This is a genomic window from Lancefieldella parvula (genome assembly GCF_963547875.1).
GTDB classification, from domain to species: Bacteria; Actinomycetota; Coriobacteriia; order Coriobacteriales; family Atopobiaceae; genus Lancefieldella; species Lancefieldella parvula_D.
This window is the reverse complement of sequence record NZ_CAUUSI010000003.1, coordinates 98,360-114,970: the sequence shown is the minus strand read 5'-3', so window position 1 is coordinate 114,970 and position 16,611 is coordinate 98,360. Positions and strand designations below refer to the sequence as shown.

Annotated in this window: 24 protein-coding genes; all 24 read right to left on the bottom strand. The window is 50.6% G+C overall.

Features of this window, described 5'->3' with window-relative positions:
• Positions 1-140 (bottom strand): 30S ribosomal protein S8 (gene rpsH / locus RWJ96_RS02650; protein WP_314018799.1); only part of this gene is annotated, 140 nt, incomplete at its 3' end.
• An 89-nt stretch (positions 141-229) separates the two neighbouring features.
• Complete coding sequence (locus RWJ96_RS02645) at positions 230-415, bottom strand: type Z 30S ribosomal protein S14 (RefSeq protein WP_012809232.1); 186 nt, start codon at positions 413-415, stop codon at positions 230-232.
• A gap of 124 nt (positions 416-539) precedes the next feature.
• On the bottom strand, positions 540-1,100 hold the full coding sequence (gene rplE, locus RWJ96_RS02640) for a 50S ribosomal protein L5 (RefSeq protein ID WP_035432050.1): 561 nt from the start codon (positions 1,098-1,100) through the stop codon (positions 540-542).
• A 304-nt stretch (positions 1,101-1,404) separates the two neighbouring features.
• Complete coding sequence (gene rplX / locus RWJ96_RS02635; RefSeq protein ID WP_035426943.1) at positions 1,405-1,722, bottom strand: 50S ribosomal protein L24; 318 nt, start codon at positions 1,720-1,722, stop codon at positions 1,405-1,407.
• 11 nt (positions 1,723-1,733) lie between these two features.
• Positions 1,734-2,102, bottom strand: a complete 369-nt coding sequence (rplN, locus tag RWJ96_RS02630) for a 50S ribosomal protein L14 (protein WP_012809235.1) — start codon at positions 2,100-2,102, stop codon at positions 1,734-1,736.
• A 110-nt stretch (positions 2,103-2,212) separates the two neighbouring features.
• On the bottom strand, positions 2,213-2,479 hold the full coding sequence (gene rpsQ / locus RWJ96_RS02625; RefSeq protein WP_012809236.1) for a 30S ribosomal protein S17: 267 nt from the start codon (positions 2,477-2,479) through the stop codon (positions 2,213-2,215).
• A gap of 17 nt (positions 2,480-2,496) precedes the next feature.
• Complete coding sequence (gene rpmC / locus RWJ96_RS02620) at positions 2,497-2,712, bottom strand: 50S ribosomal protein L29 (RefSeq protein WP_035426945.1); 216 nt, start codon at positions 2,710-2,712, stop codon at positions 2,497-2,499.
• A complete protein-coding gene (rplP, locus tag RWJ96_RS02615; protein WP_035426946.1) occupies positions 2,712-3,137 on the bottom strand; it encodes a 50S ribosomal protein L16 in 426 nt (141 codons plus the stop codon). The genes rpmC and rplP overlap by 1 nt, the downstream gene beginning before the upstream one ends.
• Positions 3,137-3,847: a 30S ribosomal protein S3 gene (gene rpsC, locus RWJ96_RS02610; protein WP_035426947.1), complete on the bottom strand. Its 711-nt coding sequence runs from the start codon at positions 3,845-3,847 to the stop codon at positions 3,137-3,139. The genes rplP and rpsC overlap by 1 nt, the downstream gene beginning before the upstream one ends.
• Positions 3,848-3,849: 2 nt before the next feature.
• Positions 3,850-4,191 (bottom strand): 50S ribosomal protein L22, encoded by a 342-nt coding sequence (rplV, locus tag RWJ96_RS02605; protein ID WP_232215606.1) that lies wholly within the window; start codon positions 4,189-4,191, stop codon positions 3,850-3,852.
• Between the two features lie 35 nt (positions 4,192-4,226).
• Complete coding sequence (gene rpsS / locus RWJ96_RS02600) at positions 4,227-4,487, bottom strand: 30S ribosomal protein S19 (protein ID WP_035426948.1); 261 nt, start codon at positions 4,485-4,487, stop codon at positions 4,227-4,229.
• Between the two features lie 21 nt (positions 4,488-4,508).
• Entirely contained in the window at positions 4,509-5,345 is an 837-nt protein-coding gene (gene rplB, locus RWJ96_RS02595) for a 50S ribosomal protein L2 (protein WP_035435872.1), read from the bottom strand.
• A 138-nt stretch (positions 5,346-5,483) separates the two neighbouring features.
• Positions 5,484-5,783: a 50S ribosomal protein L23 gene (gene rplW / locus RWJ96_RS02590; RefSeq protein ID WP_035426953.1), complete on the bottom strand. Its 300-nt coding sequence runs from the start codon at positions 5,781-5,783 to the stop codon at positions 5,484-5,486.
• The gene (gene rplD, locus RWJ96_RS02585; RefSeq protein WP_035426955.1) at positions 5,783-6,409 is read right to left on the bottom strand and encodes a 50S ribosomal protein L4; all 627 of its coding nucleotides are present in this window, start codon (positions 6,407-6,409) and stop codon (positions 5,783-5,785) included. The genes rplW and rplD overlap by 1 nt, the downstream gene beginning before the upstream one ends.
• 39 nt (positions 6,410-6,448) lie before the next feature.
• A complete protein-coding gene (rplC, locus tag RWJ96_RS02580; protein WP_035426957.1) occupies positions 6,449-7,069 on the bottom strand; it encodes a 50S ribosomal protein L3 in 621 nt (206 codons plus the stop codon).
• A 359-nt stretch (positions 7,070-7,428) separates the two neighbouring features.
• The gene (locus RWJ96_RS02575) at positions 7,429-7,965 is read right to left on the bottom strand and encodes a low molecular weight protein-tyrosine-phosphatase (protein WP_314018794.1); all 537 of its coding nucleotides are present in this window, start codon (positions 7,963-7,965) and stop codon (positions 7,429-7,431) included.
• A 461-nt stretch (positions 7,966-8,426) separates the two neighbouring features.
• Positions 8,427-8,735, bottom strand: coding sequence for a 30S ribosomal protein S10 (rpsJ, locus tag RWJ96_RS02570; protein ID WP_012809247.1), 309 nt, complete (start codon positions 8,733-8,735; stop codon positions 8,427-8,429).
• Between the two features lie 43 nt (positions 8,736-8,778).
• Positions 8,779-10,875 carry an elongation factor G gene (fusA, locus tag RWJ96_RS02565; RefSeq protein ID WP_314018792.1) on the bottom strand — a complete coding sequence of 699 codons (2,097 nt, stop codon included), beginning with the start codon at positions 10,873-10,875 and terminating at the stop codon, positions 8,779-8,781.
• 24 nt (positions 10,876-10,899) lie between these two features.
• Entirely contained in the window at positions 10,900-11,370 is a 471-nt protein-coding gene (gene rpsG / locus RWJ96_RS02560) for a 30S ribosomal protein S7 (RefSeq protein ID WP_012809249.1), read from the bottom strand.
• Between the two features lie 38 nt (positions 11,371-11,408).
• Complete coding sequence (gene rpsL / locus RWJ96_RS02555) at positions 11,409-11,780, bottom strand: 30S ribosomal protein S12 (RefSeq protein WP_035427082.1); 372 nt, start codon at positions 11,778-11,780, stop codon at positions 11,409-11,411.
• A gap of 165 nt (positions 11,781-11,945) precedes the next feature.
• Positions 11,946-12,290 (bottom strand): hydrogenase maturation nickel metallochaperone HypA, encoded by a 345-nt coding sequence (locus RWJ96_RS02550; RefSeq protein ID WP_314018790.1) that lies wholly within the window; start codon positions 12,288-12,290, stop codon positions 11,946-11,948.
• A 23-nt stretch (positions 12,291-12,313) separates the two neighbouring features.
• The gene (locus tag RWJ96_RS02545) at positions 12,314-15,319 is read right to left on the bottom strand and encodes an FAD-dependent oxidoreductase (protein ID WP_314018788.1); all 3,006 of its coding nucleotides are present in this window, start codon (positions 15,317-15,319) and stop codon (positions 12,314-12,316) included.
• A gap of 47 nt (positions 15,320-15,366) precedes the next feature.
• Positions 15,367-16,041 carry a hydrogenase nickel incorporation protein HypB gene (hypB, locus tag RWJ96_RS02540; protein ID WP_314018787.1) on the bottom strand — a complete coding sequence of 225 codons (675 nt, stop codon included), beginning with the start codon at positions 16,039-16,041 and terminating at the stop codon, positions 15,367-15,369.
• 29 nt (positions 16,042-16,070) lie between these two features.
• Positions 16,071-16,454 carry a helix-turn-helix transcriptional regulator gene (locus RWJ96_RS02535; protein WP_035435856.1) on the bottom strand — a complete coding sequence of 128 codons (384 nt, stop codon included), beginning with the start codon at positions 16,452-16,454 and terminating at the stop codon, positions 16,071-16,073.
• Between the last annotated feature and the right edge of the window lie 157 nt (positions 16,455-16,611).

Here is a 16,611-nt window from a genome sequence, read left to right as displayed (position 1 = left end):
TCGACATAGCCCTCTTCGGTGATGACGCGAGCAATCTCAACGAGCACCTTGCTCGATGGCATGGATACGGAATCCTTGCCAGCTGAGTTTGCGTTACGAATACGCGTCAGCATGTCTGAAATGGGATCGGTAATTTTCATTTGATCCTTCTCCTTCGTTAATGATGAAACTGCGTGTCTGGTTCATCTACACCCGTGGCGCAGATGCCTTGACGCCAGAGCCCTGAGTCCTACCAGCTTGCCTTGCGGACACCAGGAAGCTCGCCCTTGCTCGCTAGCTCACGGAAGCACACACGGCACAGACCAAACTTGCGGTAAACGGAGTGGGGACGCCCACAACGCTGGCAACGGTTCTGTGTGCGCGTAGAGTACTTCGGCTCACGCGAGGCTTTGACGATCATCGAAGTCTTAGCCACAAATCCTCCTTCAAAATGCAACTTGGCGAACGCCAAGATGACTTCAAACAATAGTGCTGGTGACTATGTCACCCGGCATCGAAGATGCCTACAGGAATGCGCTTAATTTAAGCGCAGGTAAAAATTAGTCCTGCTTGAATGGGAAGTGGAAGGCGTCGAGAAGTGCCTTACCCTCCTCGTTGGTGTTAGCAGTGGTGACAATGGTGATGTCCATACCGCGGGTGTGGTCCATCTTGTCAAAGTCAATCTCTGGGAAGATGAGCTGCTCGGTTACGCCCATGGAGAAGTTACCACGGCCGTCGAAGCTCTTAGCAGAGATACCACGGAAGTCGCGGATACGAGGAATTGCAACTGCGATCAGACGATCCAGGAACTCCCACATACGATCGCCACGAAGGGTAACTTTAGCGCCGATTGGCATACCCTGGCGAAGCTTAAAGGTTGCGATAGACTTGCGAGCGTGTGTAACGAGTGGCTGCTGACCAGTAATGGTACGGAGGTCGTTTACAGCGCCGTCGATTGCCTTAGCGTCTGTAGCTGCCTCGCCAACACCCATGTTGACAACGATCTTCTCAAACTTAGGAATCTGGTTAACGTTGGTGTAACCAAATTTCTCCTTCAGAGCATCACGCACGGATGCGTAGTAAAGCTCTTTAAGGCGAGGTGTGTACTTCTCGTCTGCCATGGTTTCTCCTTAACTCTTGGGGTTTTAAGTGCGGGGATCGCCTCGCACCTCCTAGTTTGGCGAACTAGGAGCCATCTGCATCCTCGAGACATACGTGTCCCATAGAAAGACGCAATGAACAATATTAGACCTTATTGAGCAAAAATGGGACGAGAATTTCAAGCTAGCTGATATTTTTTCGTGTCATCACACGACTTCCACACCACACCGTTCTTCTCGCCCAAAAGAAAACCCCGCTATCTGACGATAACGGGGTTTGAAGTAGCTCTTTGGTGTTTCTTATAAAGCGAGAAACACGGGTAACTTAGAGCTCAGCGCCTGACTTCTTGGAGACGCGGACCTTAGTGCCGTCCTCCTTGATCAGGTAGCCAACACGAGTTGGCTTGTCGGTCTTAGGGTCGATAAGAGCAACATTGGAAGCGTCGATTGCTGCCTCTGCCTCAACGATGCCACCCTGCTGGTTAGCTGCGTTTGGCTTGACATGGCGCTTTGCAATTGCAACGCCCTCAACGACAACCTTGTTCTTCTCTGGATATACGCGAAGTACCTCGCCGCGCTTACCCTTGTCCTTACCAGTGAGGACCTCGACCTTGTCGCCCTTCTTGATCTTCATCTTAGGCATGTCGTTCCTCCTTAAAGGGTCTCAGGTGCAAGTGAGACAATCTTCATGTACTTGTGGTCGCGCAGCTCGCGAGCGACTGGTCCAAAGATACGAGTACCCTTGGGCTCACCCTCTTTGTTAACAAGAACGCATGCGTTCTGGTCAAAGCGGATGTAGCTACCGTCCTTGCGACGGGTGTCCTTAGCGGTACGAACGATGACGCAGCGAACAATGTCGCCCTTCTTCACCGAACCACCTGGAGTAGCCTCCTGGACAGCGCCAATGATGACGTCGGCAAGGCCGGCGTAACGACGCTTGGAGCCACCAAGGACCTTGACGCACTTTACGCGCCTTGCGCCGCTGTTGTCAGCGACGTTGAGAATGGTCTCCATCTGAATCATGTGACGTTCCTCCGGAACCTAATTTCTCAGAGGTGCGCGTATTTGCGCACATGAGAAATAATGATAGATACAAAACTAGGTTGAGCTAAAAGCTGTTTCCTAGGTGCTAATTACTTAGCGCGCTCAACGATCTCTGCGAGACGCCAACGCTTGGTCTTGGAAAGAGGACGAGTCTCCATGACGCGGACGGTATCGCCCAGACCAGCCTCGTTGTTCTCATCGTGAACGTGAAGCTTCTTGCCGATGGTCATCATCTTGCCATACTTAGGGTGGTGCTTACGGTACGTAATCTCTACCGTAATCGTCTTCTCGCCAGAGATGGAGACGACGAGTCCGGTACGAACCTTACGCGCATTTCTGCTTTCGGTCTCTGCCATAACTTATCTCCTGCGATCTAGTTCTGCTCTGCGGATGCTTCCGCAGCAATTTGACGGGTGCGCATCTCGGTCTGAACGCGAGCAATGTCGCGCTTAACAGCCTTGACGCGAGCGGTGTTGTCCAGCTGGCTGGTTGCCATCTGGAAACGAAGATTAAAGAGCTCTGCGCGGCCTTCCTCGAGTTTCTTAGCGAGGTCTGCATCGCTCATAGCCTTGATTTCGGTGTACTTCATTAGTTCTCACCGTCCTGATCGGCCTTGGAGACAATCTTGGTCTTAATTGGAAGCTTGTGCTGAGCAAGACGGAGAGCCTCACGAGCAACTTCCTCTGGTACGCCATCAATCTCGAACATGATACGACCAGGCTTAACAACTGCTACCCACTCTTCTGGGTTACCCTTACCGGAACCCATGCGAGTCTCTGCAGGCTTCTTGGTGATTGGCTTATCTGGGAAGATAGTAATCCAAACCTTACCGCCACGCTTCATCTCACGGGTGAGAGCAATACGAGCAGCCTCAATCTGGCGGTTAGTAATCCAGTGAGCCTCCTCTGCACGGATGCCCCAGGAACCAAAATGCAGCTGGGTATTACCCTTTGCCTGGCCCTTCATGGAACCGCGCTGTACCTTACGGTGCAATACACGCTTTGGAGCAAGCATTAACGGCCCCTCCTCTCATTGCGAGCACGACGAGGACGAGCGGAGCCCTCAAGAGCTGGGTTAGGTGTTGGCTGTCCAGGCATCTTCTCGCCGTAATAAATCCAAACCTTGATACCAACAGCGCCCATGGTGGTGCGGCCTGTTGCAGTACCATAGCCGATTGCAGCACGAAGGGTGTGCAGAGGCACGCGACCCTCACGGTACCACTCACGACGGCCCATCTCAGCGCCGTTCAGACGACCAGAGCACTGGATACGAATACCCTTAGCGCCAGCCTTGCGAGCGGACTGAACAGCCTTACGCATAGCGCGACGGAAAGCGACACGCTGCTCGAGCTGCTCTGCGATGGACTGAGCAACGAGGTTTGCGTCAAGCTCAGGACGCTTAACCTCGACGACATCAACGTTGACCTGACCCTTGCCGACCTTAGCAACACGCTCAAGATCTGCACGGAGGCCGTCAATCTCTGCGCCCTTCTTGCCAATGACAATGCCAGGACGTGCGGAGAAAATAGTTACCTTGACCTTATCGCCAGCGCGCTCGATATCAATACGAGCAACAGCTGCCTTCTCAAGGCGCTTCTCGAGATACTTGCGGATAGCAAGATCGTTGCCGAGCTGCTCGGCGTAGTCCTTATCGGCGTACCAACGAGAACGCCAGCTCTCGGTTACACCAAGACGGAAGCCTGTAGGCTGTACTTTCTGACCCATTCCTACGCCTCCTTTCGAGGTGCAACGACAACGGTAATGTGGCTCATGCGCTTGTTAATGCGGGAAGCCGAACCTTTTGCACGAGGGCGAATACGCTTAAGCGTTGGGCCTTCGTCAACAAAAGCGGTCTTGACTACCAGGTTGTTAGCACGGAGACCATTGTTGTTCTCGGCGTTAGCAACTGCGGAGCGCAGAACCTTAGCAATATCAGTTGCGGCAGCGCGAGTCGAGAACTGAAGAACCTCAAGGGCCTTCTCGACAGACTTACCGCGGACAAGCGCGACAACTGCGCGAGCCTTACGAGGAGCAACGCGAACATACTTAGCTGTTGCGCGAACCTCAATAGAATCGGTGTTCTTAGCCATTTACTACACTCCCCCTATTTGGCCTTGTGACCGCGGAAGGTACGGGATGGGGAGAACTCGCCCAACTTGTGACCAACCATGGACTCAGTGACGTACACAGGTACATGCTTACGACCATCGTGAACAGCGATGGTGTGACCGACCATCTCAGGGAAGATGGTTGAGGAACGTGACCAAGTCTTGATAACGTCCTTCTTGCCAGCCTCGTTCATTGCAGCGACACGCGCAAGGAGGCGAGTCTCCACAAAGGGGCCTTTTTTGAGACTTCTGCTCATTTATCTACTCCTACTCGTGTCTTACTTGGACTTACGACGGCGAATGATCAGGCGGTTAGAAGCCTTCTTCGGGTCGCGGGTCTTATAACCCTTGGTTGGCTTACCCCATGGGGTGACGGAAGGACGACCAGAAGTGTGGTTCTTACCTTCACCACCGCCGTGTGGGTGGTCAACAGGGTTCATGACAGTACCACGGACGGTAGGACGGACGCCTGCCCAGCGGGAACGACCAGCCTTACCAACAACAATGTTGGAGTGCTCAGCGTTGCCAACCTCACCGATGGTTGCACGGCAGGTCAGAAGAACACGACGGAGCTCGGAGGAAGGCATACGCAGAACTGCATAGCCGTTGTCCTTACCCATAAGCTGGACGGAAGTACCAGCAGCACGTGCCATTGCAGCACCCTTGCCAGGCTGGAACTCAACTGCGTGAACAAGAGTACCTACTGGAATCTGCTCAAGAGTGGTGCAGTTACCAGGCTTGATGTCGACGTCCTTGGTACCAGAAAGAACAGTGTCACCGACGCTCAGACCCTCTGGGCAAAGGATGTATGCCTTTGCGCCGTCTGCATAGTGCAGAAGAGCAATACGAGCGGAACGGTTAGGATCGTACTCAACGGTAGCGACTTTAGCTGGGATGTCATCCTTGCGACGCTTGAAGTCGATACGACGGTACTGGCGCTTGTGGCCACCACCCTGGTGACGGGTAGTGATGCGGCCATTGTTGTTGCGGCCAGCCTTCTTTGGCAGAGGCTCGAGAAGGGACTTCTCGGGCTTATCAGTTGTAATCTCAGCAAAGTCTGAGATTGTCTGGAAGCGCCTGCCTGCGCTTGTTGGCTTTAGATGCCTAACTGCCATAAACAGTATCCCTTTCTTCTCCGTTGGCTAGCCCGCTTAAGGGAAAGTCGAGCTAACACCGGATTACCACGGTACCGCGCGTATCTACTATGCGCGGCATACGAACCCGTACCTCAAAAGAGGCACGGGAGAAAAACCTTACTCAGCAGAGTTATTACCGAAGATCTCGATAGTCTCACCAGCAGCGAGGGTAACAATAGCCTTCTTCCACTGGCGGGTCTTGCCTGCCTGCTGATAACGTACACGCTTGTTCTTTGGCTTAACAGAAAGTGTGTTTACCTTGGTGACGTGTACAGAGAAGAGCTTCTCTACAGCTGCAGCAATCTCTTCTTTACCTGCGTTACGAGCAACCTCAAAAGTGTACTTGCCCTGCTCCATCAGATCGAAAGCACGCTCTGAAACGATAGGACGAATGATGACCTCATAAGGAGAGTTCATTATGCGAGCACCTCCCCAAGCTGCTTAGCGACATCAGCGGACATAACAAGTGCGCCGTTGTCGATCAGGAAACGAGTAGTAACCTCAGAAACGCCGAAGATTGAAACCTTAGGAAGGTTACGGAAAGAGAGGTAGGTGTTGACGTCGTCGTCTGGGACGATGACGGTAACGCGCTTACCCTCAATACCGAGGTTCTGAAGTGCAGCCTTTGCCTGCTTGGTGGAAGGCTGAGCAAACTCGAGAGAGTCAACGAGGACAAGCTCGGAGTCTGCAACCTTGCCGGAGAGGACGGACCTCATAGCAAGCTTGACCATCTTGTTGTTAATACGACGTGCGTGGGAACGAGGGGTAGGTCCAAAGATGACGCCACCACCAGTCCACTGACCAGCACGAATAGAACCCTGGCGAGCACGACCAGTACCCTTCTGACGGTAAGGCTTAACGCCACCGCCGGATACCTCGTGACGGTTCTTTGTAGAGTGGGTACCCTGACGTGCGGATGCGTCCTGGCAGACTACAACCTGGTGCACAACAGGGATGTTTGGCTCAATGCCATAGACGTCAGAGGAGAGCTCGGCGTCGCCGACCTTCTTTCCCTCTACGTTCTTAATCTCATACTTGGACATGTTGTCTCCTTGTTAGCCTAAGTGTTTGCCTAAAGGCCCTTAGGCCATGCGGACCTGGACGAGGGCATTCTTGCCGCCAGGAACAGCACCCTTGATAAGCATGAGGTTCTGCTCAGCATCAACGCGGACAAGCTTAAGGTTCTTGACCGTAACGCGCTCTGCGCCCATGTGACCATACATGTGAAGGCCCTTACGAACGCGTGCAGGGTATGCGCACTGACCAATGGAACCTGGACGACGCTGGTTACGAGAACCGTGAGTCATTGGACCGCGAGAGAAGTTCCAGCGCTTAACGGTACCCTGGAAACCCTTACCCTTAGAAGTGCCTGTTACGTCAACAGCGGTGACCTCAGAGAAGTCAGCAACTGTGACAACATCGCCGGTCTTGTGCTCAGAAGCATCCTCAACGCGGACCTCGCGGAGGTAACGCATTGGCTCGACGCCCTGTGCCTTGAAGTGACCAGCCATTGGCTTGTTGACATGCTTCTCGGAGATGTCGCCGAAGCCAATCTGTACGGCATTGTAGCCGTCCGTCTCAACAGTCTTTACCTGTGAAACGGTGCAGGGGCCAGCAAGAACGACGGTAACAGGAACGACGTTGTCGTTCTCGTCCCATACCTGGGTCATGCCCAGCTTGCGGCCGAGGATGGTATTAACCATGCTCTTTCCTAACCTTCGGTGGTCATGGGACCTTGAGAGCACATCGGGTACTCTTCCCCAGCGGACCACGTCCTGTACATACTGCCTTTAGACATAATTGTCCTGTTTGAGCAGCCCGTCTACTTTACACTCATTTTTGACAAGAAACAAGCCTAAAATCTCTAAAAGATGAACGCTTTGTGAAGACCGTTTGATACCTTCTAGCTGCGAGATCTTTCTTCTCGCCTATTTTGCGAGGTCAAACCGCTGACCCGGGCGTATCCATTGGCGAGAAACCCAAGGAATTTTGAAAAGTTTTTTCAAAAAAATTTGTAAAAACAATCCACGATAACAACTTTGCCAAAATCAGGCTATAAAAATTACTTTGCCAAGAGTTTACTGAGCAATGCTTCGCAACCCTTAGTGACATCCTGATACGTCAGATCAAAATTGCCTGAGTACCATGGGTCCGCAATATCACGAGGCTTCTCTGTCCAATCAAGGAGCAGCGAAACCTTTCCAAGCGAATCATCCTTTAATATGCGCATCATGTTGCGCAGGTTATTGTGGTCCATGCCTATGAGGTACTCAAAGTTATCGTAATCTGCGCGCGTCATCTGCCTCGCACGATGATTGCCGCAATGAATTCCCTCTTGCTGTAACTTTCGGCGCGTGCGAGGATCAACTGGATTGCCAATCTCCTCCGTAGAGGTTGCGGCTGAGTCGATGACAAACGAGTCTGCCAGACCGTTTTTCTCGACAAGGTCTTGCATGACGTATTGCGCCATTGTTGACCTGCAAATATTTCCGTGGCACACAAAGAGGATCTTCGTTACGTGAGCGTTTTCCGAGCAACCGGTGTTTAGCTGGCTACTTGCATTCTTCTGACCACTTATGTTGTGCGAGCTTTCCTTCATCTCTTCTCCTGTGCGCTGTAAAAGTATTCGCTTCCCTATTCTACGGGTTTCTCGCCAAGTGCAGATGTGAGTTACGTCTAGAAAAGTCTGCCTGAAAAGTACAAAGAATCTGTATTTCCGCCACCGATTCTTTAACAAAATCAGGCAAATCCACAGATTCTTTGATGTATTTAGGCAAAATTTACAGATTCTTTGAAGAAATCAGGCGCACGTCAGGCTCGCGCCGCCCACCTGGCGAGAAACCCGTCCACTTTCAGCATATGCGCACAAGAAACCCGGTATCCACACGAAGTGGATACTGGGCGGAAGGCGCGTTTGTGCAGCTAGCGCGGTCGTGACGCGTGTGGTGCGCGAGTCGCAACTCGTACGTGATCCTTCGCACGTGGTTCAACGCCACTCACGCAAAAACCCTCCCGCGCGTAGAGCGTAGGAGGGTTTGCAAGTTGGATTAAGCCGTATGCTTAGAGCTTGATCTCGATATCGACACCAGCTGGAAGGTCGAGACGCATAAGCGAATCAACGGTAGAAGCGCTTGGGTCGAGAATATCGATGAGACGCTTGTGAGTGCGCATCTCAAACTGATCACGGGAATCCTTATCCTTGTGTGGGGAGCGGATAACCGTGTAAAGGTTGCGCTCGGTTGGCAGAGGGATAGGACCGGAAACACGCGCACCTGTCTTCTGTGCGGTGTCAACAATCAGCTTAGCGGACTGATCAATGACCTCGTGATCATAGCCCTTGAGGCGAATCCTGATCTTCTGGCTTGACACTTTGGGTACCTCCATAAATGAGCTAGAGCTCGTGGTCGTTTACTTAGGATGCAGAGCCGCCGTTTTTGGCGACAATCTCTTCGCGTACAGCGTTAGGAACGGGCTCGTAAGAATCGAACTGCATGGTGTAGCTCGCGCGGCCCTGGGTCTGGGAACGAAGGTCGGTTGCGTAACCGAACATCTCACCAAGAGGCACCTTAGCGCGGATGACCTTGGCGTCCATACGATCGTCCATACCCTCAATCTTGCCACGACGGGAAGAAAGGTTGCCCATAACGTCGCCCATGTACTGCTCAGGTGTCTCAACCTCAACAGACTCAACTGGCTCGAGAAGGACTGGGTTGGACTTCTTGAGAGCATCCTTAATTGCCATAGAACCAGCAATCTTAAATGCTGCCTCAGAAGAGTCGACCTCGTGGTAAGAACCGTCAACAAGGGTGACCTTGATGTCGACTACTGGGTAACCAGCAATGACACCGTTCTCAAGAGCCTCGCGGATGCCCTTATCGATAGATGGGATGTACTCCTTAGGAATAACACCACCGACGATAGCGTTGACAAACTCGTAACCCTTGCCCTCTTCCTGTGGCTCAAGGTCGATGACTGCGTGGCCATACTGACCCTTACCACCGGACTGACGGACAAACTTGCCCTCAGCGTGGCTTACTGCCTTACCAGCAGTCTCGCGGTAAGCAACCTGTGGCTTACCAACGTTGCAGTCAACCTTAAACTCACGACGGAGACGGTCAACAATAATCTCAAGGTGAAGCTCGCCCATACCAGCAATGATGGTCTGGCCGGTCTCGTGATCAGTATGAACCTGGAAGGTTGGGTCCTCTTCAGCCAGCTTAGAAAGGCCGATGGACATCTTCTCCTGCTCAGCCTTGGTCTTAGGCTCAACAGCAACGTCGATAACAGGATCTGCGAAGCTGATGGACTCAAGGATGATTGGGTTCTTCTCGTCACAAAGAGTGTCACCAGTAGTGGTGTTCTTCAGACCAACGCATGCAACAATGTCGCCTGCGGAGCACTCGTCACGATCAACACGGTCGTTTGCGTTCATCTCAAGGATGCGGCCAAAGCGCTCACGGTTGTCCTTGACGGAGTTGTAGACGTAAGAACCTGCCTCTGCCTGACCAGAGTAAACACGAATGTAGGTAAGCTTACCAACATAAGGGTCAGTCATGATCTTGAATGCAAGAGCGGAGAATGGCTCCTTAACGTCTGCGTGACGGACAGCCTCATCACCCTTAGGAGTGACGCCATCAATCTCTGGAACATCCAGAGGGCTTGGAAGGAAGTCGATAACTGCGTCCAGAAGCTCCTGAATACCCTTGTTCTTGTAAGCAGAGCCAACAAAGACAGGGTTAATCTCGCCAGCAAGAACGCCAGCACGAAGAGCGCCCTTAAGGGTCTCAACGTCAACCTCTTCGCCCTCGAGAACAGCCATCATGAGCTCCTCAGAGAAGTCAGATGCTGCCTCAAGAAGCTCTTCACGCTTCTCTGCTGCAATCTCTGCAAACTCTGCTGGAATCTCGTCGAGTGGCTCAGGGTAAATCATGCCCTTAGCATCCTCTTTGAAGTCCCATGCAGTGTTCGTAACAAGGTCGATAAGACCCCAGAAGTTGGACTCAGCGCCCATTGGGACCTGAGCTGCAACTGCGTTTGCACCAAGGCGGTCACGCATAGTCTGGATTGCACGGAAGAAGTCTGCGCCTACGCGGTCAAACTTGTTGATGAATGCAATACGAGGTACGCCGTACTTGGTTGCCTGACGCCAAACGGTCTCGGACTGTGGCTGAACGCCTGCAACTGCGTCGAAGACTGCAACTGCGCCGTCCAGAACACGAAGAGAACGCTCAACCTCAGCGGTAAAGTCAACGTGGCCTGGGGTGTCGATGATCTGGATGACGTGGTCTTTCCAGAAGCAAGTGGTAGCTGCGGAAGTAATGGTTACGCCGCGCTCCTGCTCCTGAACCATCCAGTCCATGGTTGCTGCACCGTCGTGGACCTCACCAATCTTGTGGGTCTTACCGGTGTAGTAAAGAATACGCTCCGTAGTGGTGGTCTTACCAGCATCGATGTGAGCCATGATGCCGATGTTGCGGAGGTCTTTAAGATTGTACTTAGTCTTAGCCATTTGTTTGCTACTCCTGAATTCCGACTAGAAGCGGTAGTGGGAGAAGGCGCGGTTGGCCTCAGCCATCTTGTACAGGTCCTCGCGGCGCTTGACGGATGCACCTACGCCGTTAGTTGCGTCGATGATCTCGTTTGCAAGACGCTCTGCCATGGTCTTCTCTTTACGGCTACGGCTGAAAGTGACCATCCAGCGGATAGCAAGAGTAGTTGCACGACGGGAGTTGACCTCCATTGGAACCTGGTAAGTAGCGCCACCAACACGCTTAGGCTTAACCTCAAGTGTTGGGCGAATGTTATCCATAGCCTTCTTGAAGACAGTGAGGGCATCCTCGCCAGTCTTCTCTGCGACGATGTCAAATGCACCGTAGACAATGCGCTCTGCGGTTGCTTTCTTGCCGTCGAGAAGGACCTTGTTAATGAGCTGGGTTACCAGACGATTGTTGTAGACGGCGTCAGGCATAACCTCACGACGTACTGCTGCTGCGCGACGCGGCATATTAATCTCCTAAGAACTAGTTCGAGTAGTGGACGTGATTACTTAGCACGCTTAGTGCCGTAACGGGAACGGCCCTGAGCACGATTCTGAACTGCTGCGCAGTCGAATGCACCGCGAACAACCTTGTAACGAACACCAGGAAGGTCACGGACACGGCCGCCACGAACCAGAACAATGGAGTGCTCCTGGAGGTTGTGGCCCTCACCAGGAATGTAAGCGGTTACCTCAATGCCATTAACAAGACGAACACGAGCAACCTTACGGAGTGCTGAGTTAGGCTTCTTTGGCGTAGTGGTGAAAACGCGGGTGCAAACACCACGCTTCTGTGGGTTGTGCTGAAGAGCGGCGTTCTTAGACTTTGACTTGACGCTCACGCGGCCCTTACGTACGAGCTGGTTAATAGTAGGCAAGATCTTCTCCTTCTTATACCTATCTACCTGCAGTTTTACATATTCGAAAGGCGACACAGCACTGTCCCCTTGGAATTACGCAGGGAAGTACTTTACGCTGATGAAAGCCACATGTCAACAAGCCACTGTGCCGGGCGTATCTATACTTCATAGAAATTACAAATGTTAGGTAGCCTCAATCTCAGCAAGCTCAATTTCTAAGCCTTGGATGAGTTCTGTTTTCTCGCTAGAACAGTAAGGGCATGTGCGACCATACGTTACCGTAGCGTACGTTTTATTGCACGATAAACACTGTGTTAGAGCTGGTACTTCTTCAATTTCTAGCTGAGCTCCATGTAGCAGCTCCGTGCGATCAGCTGCCCAGCGCCATACATCCAACAAATACGATGGAACAACTCCAGATACCTCCCCTAGCTGCAACTTTACGCGCGCAACAGAGGTGAGGTTGTTCTGTTTTCCCAGATCCTCAACCATATCTATGAGGTAAAACGCAATTCCCAGCTCATGCATGTTAGTTAGTTCCAGTGAGCATGTTAGCTTGAAATACCAGTACTGCCCGCAGAAACGGGATTACCAAGCTCATCGGTTGTTACGTGTGACTGAGGCTTAGGGGTCTTTGTTTTTCTCGCGGGATTCTTAATAATCTTTACCGCACGTTTTCCAACATACGAGAGAATTTTTCCTGCCTTATGCTCTGCGGCAACCATATCTGAACAGTGAGGATTGTCTCGGAACAGGTGAATTGCATCAAACTCACAGCGTGTAGTACAGAGACCACAACCAATACACTTATTTGCATCAACAATTGAAGCGCCGCACTTCAAGCAGCGTGCGGTCTCGATTCTGATTTGCTCTGGCGTAAAAGTATGGCTAGAGTCTGTCCAGTTGTGTCTAATGTTTTTGACCGTATCGCATGCGGGACGCTGACGACCTGCGTGATCGTATCCACAAGACTCAACTGCTGCGTCAGATTTATCAAGCTCAACATAATGGCGCTGGTTGCGACCAATAGTCAAAGAAGAGCCTTTCTGTACAAAACGATGTAATGAAACAGCAGCTTCATGACCTGCGGCAATAGCATCGATAACAAAGCGAGGCCCCGTATACACATCTCCACCCACAAAGACATCGGGCTGAGCAGTCTGATATGTCTGGGAATCAGCGCACGCAAGATTGCCTCGCGTAAGCTCAACTGCCTCTCCCTCCAAAAGACTTCCCCACTCAACGGTTTGTCCAATAGACAAGACCACTGCATCTGCCTCAAGATACATTGTTTGCTCGTCATCAAAACAAGGCGAGAAACGCTTGTCATTGTCAAAAACACGCATACAGCGTTTAAACATCACGCCGCAAACGTGTCCTTGCTCATCTGTGTCAATAAAAGCAGGTCCCCAACCATTCTTGATTGACACACCATCTTCCTGCGCTTCTGTGATTTCTTCTGGTAGTGCAGGCATTTCTTCTGGTTGCTCTAGGCACACCATAGTAACTGACTCTGATCCACAACGAGCAGAGACTCGAGCCGCATCAATGGCAACATTACCGCCACCAATAACCACTGTCTTACCAGGTACTTCATGCAGAGGATGCTCGGTTACAAAATGCAAGAAATCAACAGCAGAAATAACCCCGTCAGCGTCTTCTCCAGCAATAGTGGCCTTTCTACCGCCCTGGCAACCAATAGCAACATAAAAACCAATAAAGCCTTGAGCGCGCAGTTCATCTAGGGTTATGTCTTTTCCTACCTCAACACCACAGCGAATCTCAACACCCATTTCTTTAAGAACGTCAATCTCTGCGGCAACAACGTTTTTCTCGAGCTTGTAAGAAGGGATGCCATATACCATCATTCCACCAGGAAGGAGGTTCTTTTCAAAAACAACGGGATTGTAACCGCGCTCTGCCAGGTAATATGCACAGGAGAGGCCGGCTGGACCTGCACCAATAATGGCAATTTTCTGGTTGAATCGGCCTCTATTTGACGGGATAACTGGCTCTGGAATAAAGCGATGTTCTGCCTCTAGATCTTTTTGAGCAATGAATTTCTTAACGTCATCAATGGCTACTGCCTGGTCAATAGTTCCTCGCGTACACGCTGCTTCGCAACGTTTATTGCAAACGCGACCACAAACAGCAGGGAATGGATTTTCTTTTTTGATGAGCTCAAGCGCATCTCGATAACGGCCTTCAGCAGCCATGCGAAGATAACCCTGAACAGAAATATGCGCTGGACAGGCAACCTTGCAAGGAGCTGTACCAGTATCGTGGCACTCAATACGGTTGTTATTTTTATAATTCCAATCCCAGTCAGACTCTCCCCAGAACTTATCATCTGGAAGATCCTGCATTGGGTAGGAAATTTTGCCCGTCCTAGTAGGAAGTTTCTGACCTAATTGAGGGGCTCCAGCTGGACAAACCTCTACGCACCCACCGCAAGCAACACATTTTTCTTCATCAACGTGAGCCACAAAAGCGGAACGAGACAAATTAGGCGTATTAAACAGCTGAGAAGTTCTGAGTGCATAGCAAACATTTACGTTGCAGTTACAAATAGCAAAGATCTTGTCTTCTCCATCAATGTTGGTAATCTGATGAACAAAACCGTTTTTCTCGGCCTTTGTACAGATATCGATAACCTCATCGTAGGTAATGTAGTGGCCTTTTCCTGTTTCTACGCAGTAATCAGCCATATCTCCAATGGCAAGACACCAATCTTCTGGATCGTCAGCACAGCCGTCGCCACGAACACGCTCAGCAAGGCGACAAGAACAAGGAGTTGCAGCATATCTATCGTATTTCTTGAGCCAATGCGAAATATGCTCAACAGTAACTGTGTGATTTACCTGCTCAATGGAGCGTTCAACAGGAATGACATGCATACCAACGCCCGCGCCACCTTCAGGAACTAACTTGGTGACATTTTTGAGCGGTAGATAGGTCATACGCTCAAACAAAGAAGCCATCTCGGGATGTTCTTCGAGTTGGCGCTCGTTCATTACGGTAAACTCAGCAGAGCCGGGAACAAACATGGGAAGAACATACTGCTTTTGCTTGCTCTTGTTTTCCCAGTTGTATTCAATCATGCCCTTTACAGACAGAGTGTCTAAGATAGGTTGAAGTTCTCTCGCAGTTTTTCCAGTACGCTTGCAAAGCTCCTCTAAGGTAACTGGCTGGCGAACCTTCATGTATTTGGTTACCGCAGCTTCTTCCTCAGTCATAATTGCTGCTATGCCCCAATATTCTGGGTCATCTTTTACAATTTTGTGACCAAGGCGACTCGTAATTTTTTGAACTTCATCTCTTACAAGAGGCTTAAATTGCTCAGAAGAAGCTGGTCCAGGCTCATTTGGATCTACAGTTTTGTAATGAACTACCTCGTCATTTTCAGTAATGTGATTTTGAGCGAGTATGCGAGTAGGACCGCCAGCAGGGTTAGTAGTTGGCAATACATTTCTGCGTGCAATTTCTTCATCAGTAAGACTGCCGCGCATGGCATTTTGACCTTTTGGAGTCTTACGTGCTGGTACTTCCTCTGCCATGACCTCTCCTATCAGGCATAAGACATTCTTTAAGCGCTAGCCATTGGTTACTGACTGCTTTTCCACTCAGCAACTTTGCGAGAAAGCCATTCAGTCCAAGCGTCTAATCCTTCCCCAGTTTTGGCAGAGAAAGGAATAACAACCGCCTTTGGATTTCTAAGGGCCACATTTTCCTTGAGTTTTTCCAGGTCAAAATCAAAATACGGTGCTACGTCTATTTTGTTAACAAGCACCACATCACAGACCTGATACATCAAAGGGTATTTCAACGGCTTATCATCGCCTTCGGGAACAGAAAGAATAGTGACGTTTACACCGGCACCTGTGTCAAACTCTGCCGGACATACTAAGTTCCCAACGTTCTCTAAAAAGATAAGGTCCACATCACCTGCATTGAGACCTTCAAGACCCTGAGCGCACATATGCGCATCGAGGTGACACATGCCGCCAGTATGCAGCTGAATGGCTTTCACGCCCGTTTCTGAAATAGCAGCAGCATCAACATCTGAATCAATATCAGCTTCCATAACAGCAATGGAAACCTTATCTTTCAGGGCAGCAATGGTCTTTTTAAGGGTGGTAGTTTTGCCAGAACCTGGAGAAGACATAAGGTTTACCAGCAGAGTTCCCTTTTTCTTCATTTCTTCTCTTAGTTGATCGGCGCTTTTCTCGTTAGCTGCAAAAACACTCTGCTTAACTTCAATGATGCGATACTCACCCATAAGTTCTCTCCACAATTCCGATACGTATGTTAATGACCCAACAGGTGTGCGGCGTGTGCAAGGCCAACGCGGATTAGCGTTGTGACGTGCTCATCTGCAAGTGAATAGATAACTTTTCTGCCATCTCTTTTTGCATTGACAAGACCGCGGTCGCGCAAAAGGCGCAACTGGTGAGAGGTTGCTGACTGAGATACCGAAAGCATTTCTTGCAGCTCTGTTACGCTTTTCTCGCCATTTACTAGAGCACCCAAAATCTGGAATCGAGTGAAATCAGACAGTGCATCAAAAATCTGGGTTGCATCGTAGATGATGTCATCGTTTACCAGGTATTCATTCAGCTTCTGATCAGAAACATAATCGCATGTAGAATGAGTGTGCTCGCACTGTTCAGAATCGTGGGAGTGACTATCCATTTGCTATTCCTATCCTTTAAGAGCCGCAAAATAAATGGCTTACCAAACGTAATTCATAAAAGATTAGTATATACCGTTACTCGCTTCTGTAAGCGTAACTAAAAGAGGACTCCAGCTAACGGCTGAAGTCCTCTTCTGTATCGGAGTCAATCTCCGA

What these genes read in the sequence shown, in the direction of transcription:
- rplE (WP_035432050.1), bottom strand. Translation starts at nt 1,100, where the DNA reads ATGGCAGACGAGAAGTACACACCTCGCCTTAAAGAGCTTTACTACGCA.
- rplX (WP_035426943.1), bottom strand. Translation starts at nt 1,722, where the DNA reads ATGCCTAAGATGAAGATCAAGAAGGGCGACAAGGTCGAGGTCCTCACT.
- rplN (WP_012809235.1), bottom strand. Translation starts at nt 2,102, where the DNA reads ATGATTCAGATGGAGACCATTCTCAACGTCGCTGACAACAGCGGCGCA.
- rpsQ (WP_012809236.1), bottom strand. Translation starts at nt 2,479, where the DNA reads ATGGCAGAGACCGAAAGCAGAAATGCGCGTAAGGTTCGTACCGGACTC.
- rpmC (WP_035426945.1), bottom strand. Translation starts at nt 2,712, where the DNA reads ATGAAGTACACCGAAATCAAGGCTATGAGCGATGCAGACCTCGCTAAG.
- rplP (WP_035426946.1), bottom strand. Translation starts at nt 3,137, where the DNA reads ATGCTTGCTCCAAAGCGTGTATTGCACCGTAAGGTACAGCGCGGTTCC.
- rpsC (WP_035426947.1), bottom strand. Translation starts at nt 3,847, where the DNA reads ATGGGTCAGAAAGTACAGCCTACAGGCTTCCGTCTTGGTGTAACCGAG.
- rpsS (WP_035426948.1), bottom strand. Translation starts at nt 4,487, where the DNA reads ATGAGCAGAAGTCTCAAAAAAGGCCCCTTTGTGGAGACTCGCCTCCTT.
- rplB (WP_035435872.1), bottom strand. Translation starts at nt 5,345, where the DNA reads ATGGCAGTTAGGCATCTAAAGCCAACAAGCGCAGGCAGGCGCTTCCAG.
- rplW (WP_035426953.1), bottom strand. Translation starts at nt 5,783, where the DNA reads ATGAACTCTCCTTATGAGGTCATCATTCGTCCTATCGTTTCAGAGCGT.
- rplD (WP_035426955.1), bottom strand. Translation starts at nt 6,409, where the DNA reads ATGTCCAAGTATGAGATTAAGAACGTAGAGGGAAAGAAGGTCGGCGAC.
- rplC (WP_035426957.1), bottom strand. Translation starts at nt 7,069, where the DNA reads ATGGTTAATACCATCCTCGGCCGCAAGCTGGGCATGACCCAGGTATGG.
- RWJ96_RS02575 (WP_314018794.1), bottom strand. Translation starts at nt 7,965, where the DNA reads ATGAAGGAAAGCTCGCACAACATAAGTGGTCAGAAGAATGCAAGTAGC.
- fusA (WP_314018792.1), bottom strand. Translation starts at nt 10,875, where the DNA reads ATGGCTAAGACTAAGTACAATCTTAAAGACCTCCGCAACATCGGCATC.
- rpsG (WP_012809249.1), bottom strand. Translation starts at nt 11,370, where the DNA reads ATGCCGCGTCGCGCAGCAGCAGTACGTCGTGAGGTTATGCCTGACGCC.
- RWJ96_RS02550 (WP_314018790.1), bottom strand. Translation starts at nt 12,290, where the DNA reads ATGCATGAGCTGGGAATTGCGTTTTACCTCATAGATATGGTTGAGGAT.
- RWJ96_RS02545 (WP_314018788.1), bottom strand. Translation starts at nt 15,319, where the DNA reads ATGGCAGAGGAAGTACCAGCACGTAAGACTCCAAAAGGTCAAAATGCC.
- hypB (WP_314018787.1), bottom strand. Translation starts at nt 16,041, where the DNA reads ATGGGTGAGTATCGCATCATTGAAGTTAAGCAGAGTGTTTTTGCAGCT.
- RWJ96_RS02535 (WP_035435856.1), bottom strand. Translation starts at nt 16,454, where the DNA reads ATGGATAGTCACTCCCACGATTCTGAACAGTGCGAGCACACTCATTCT.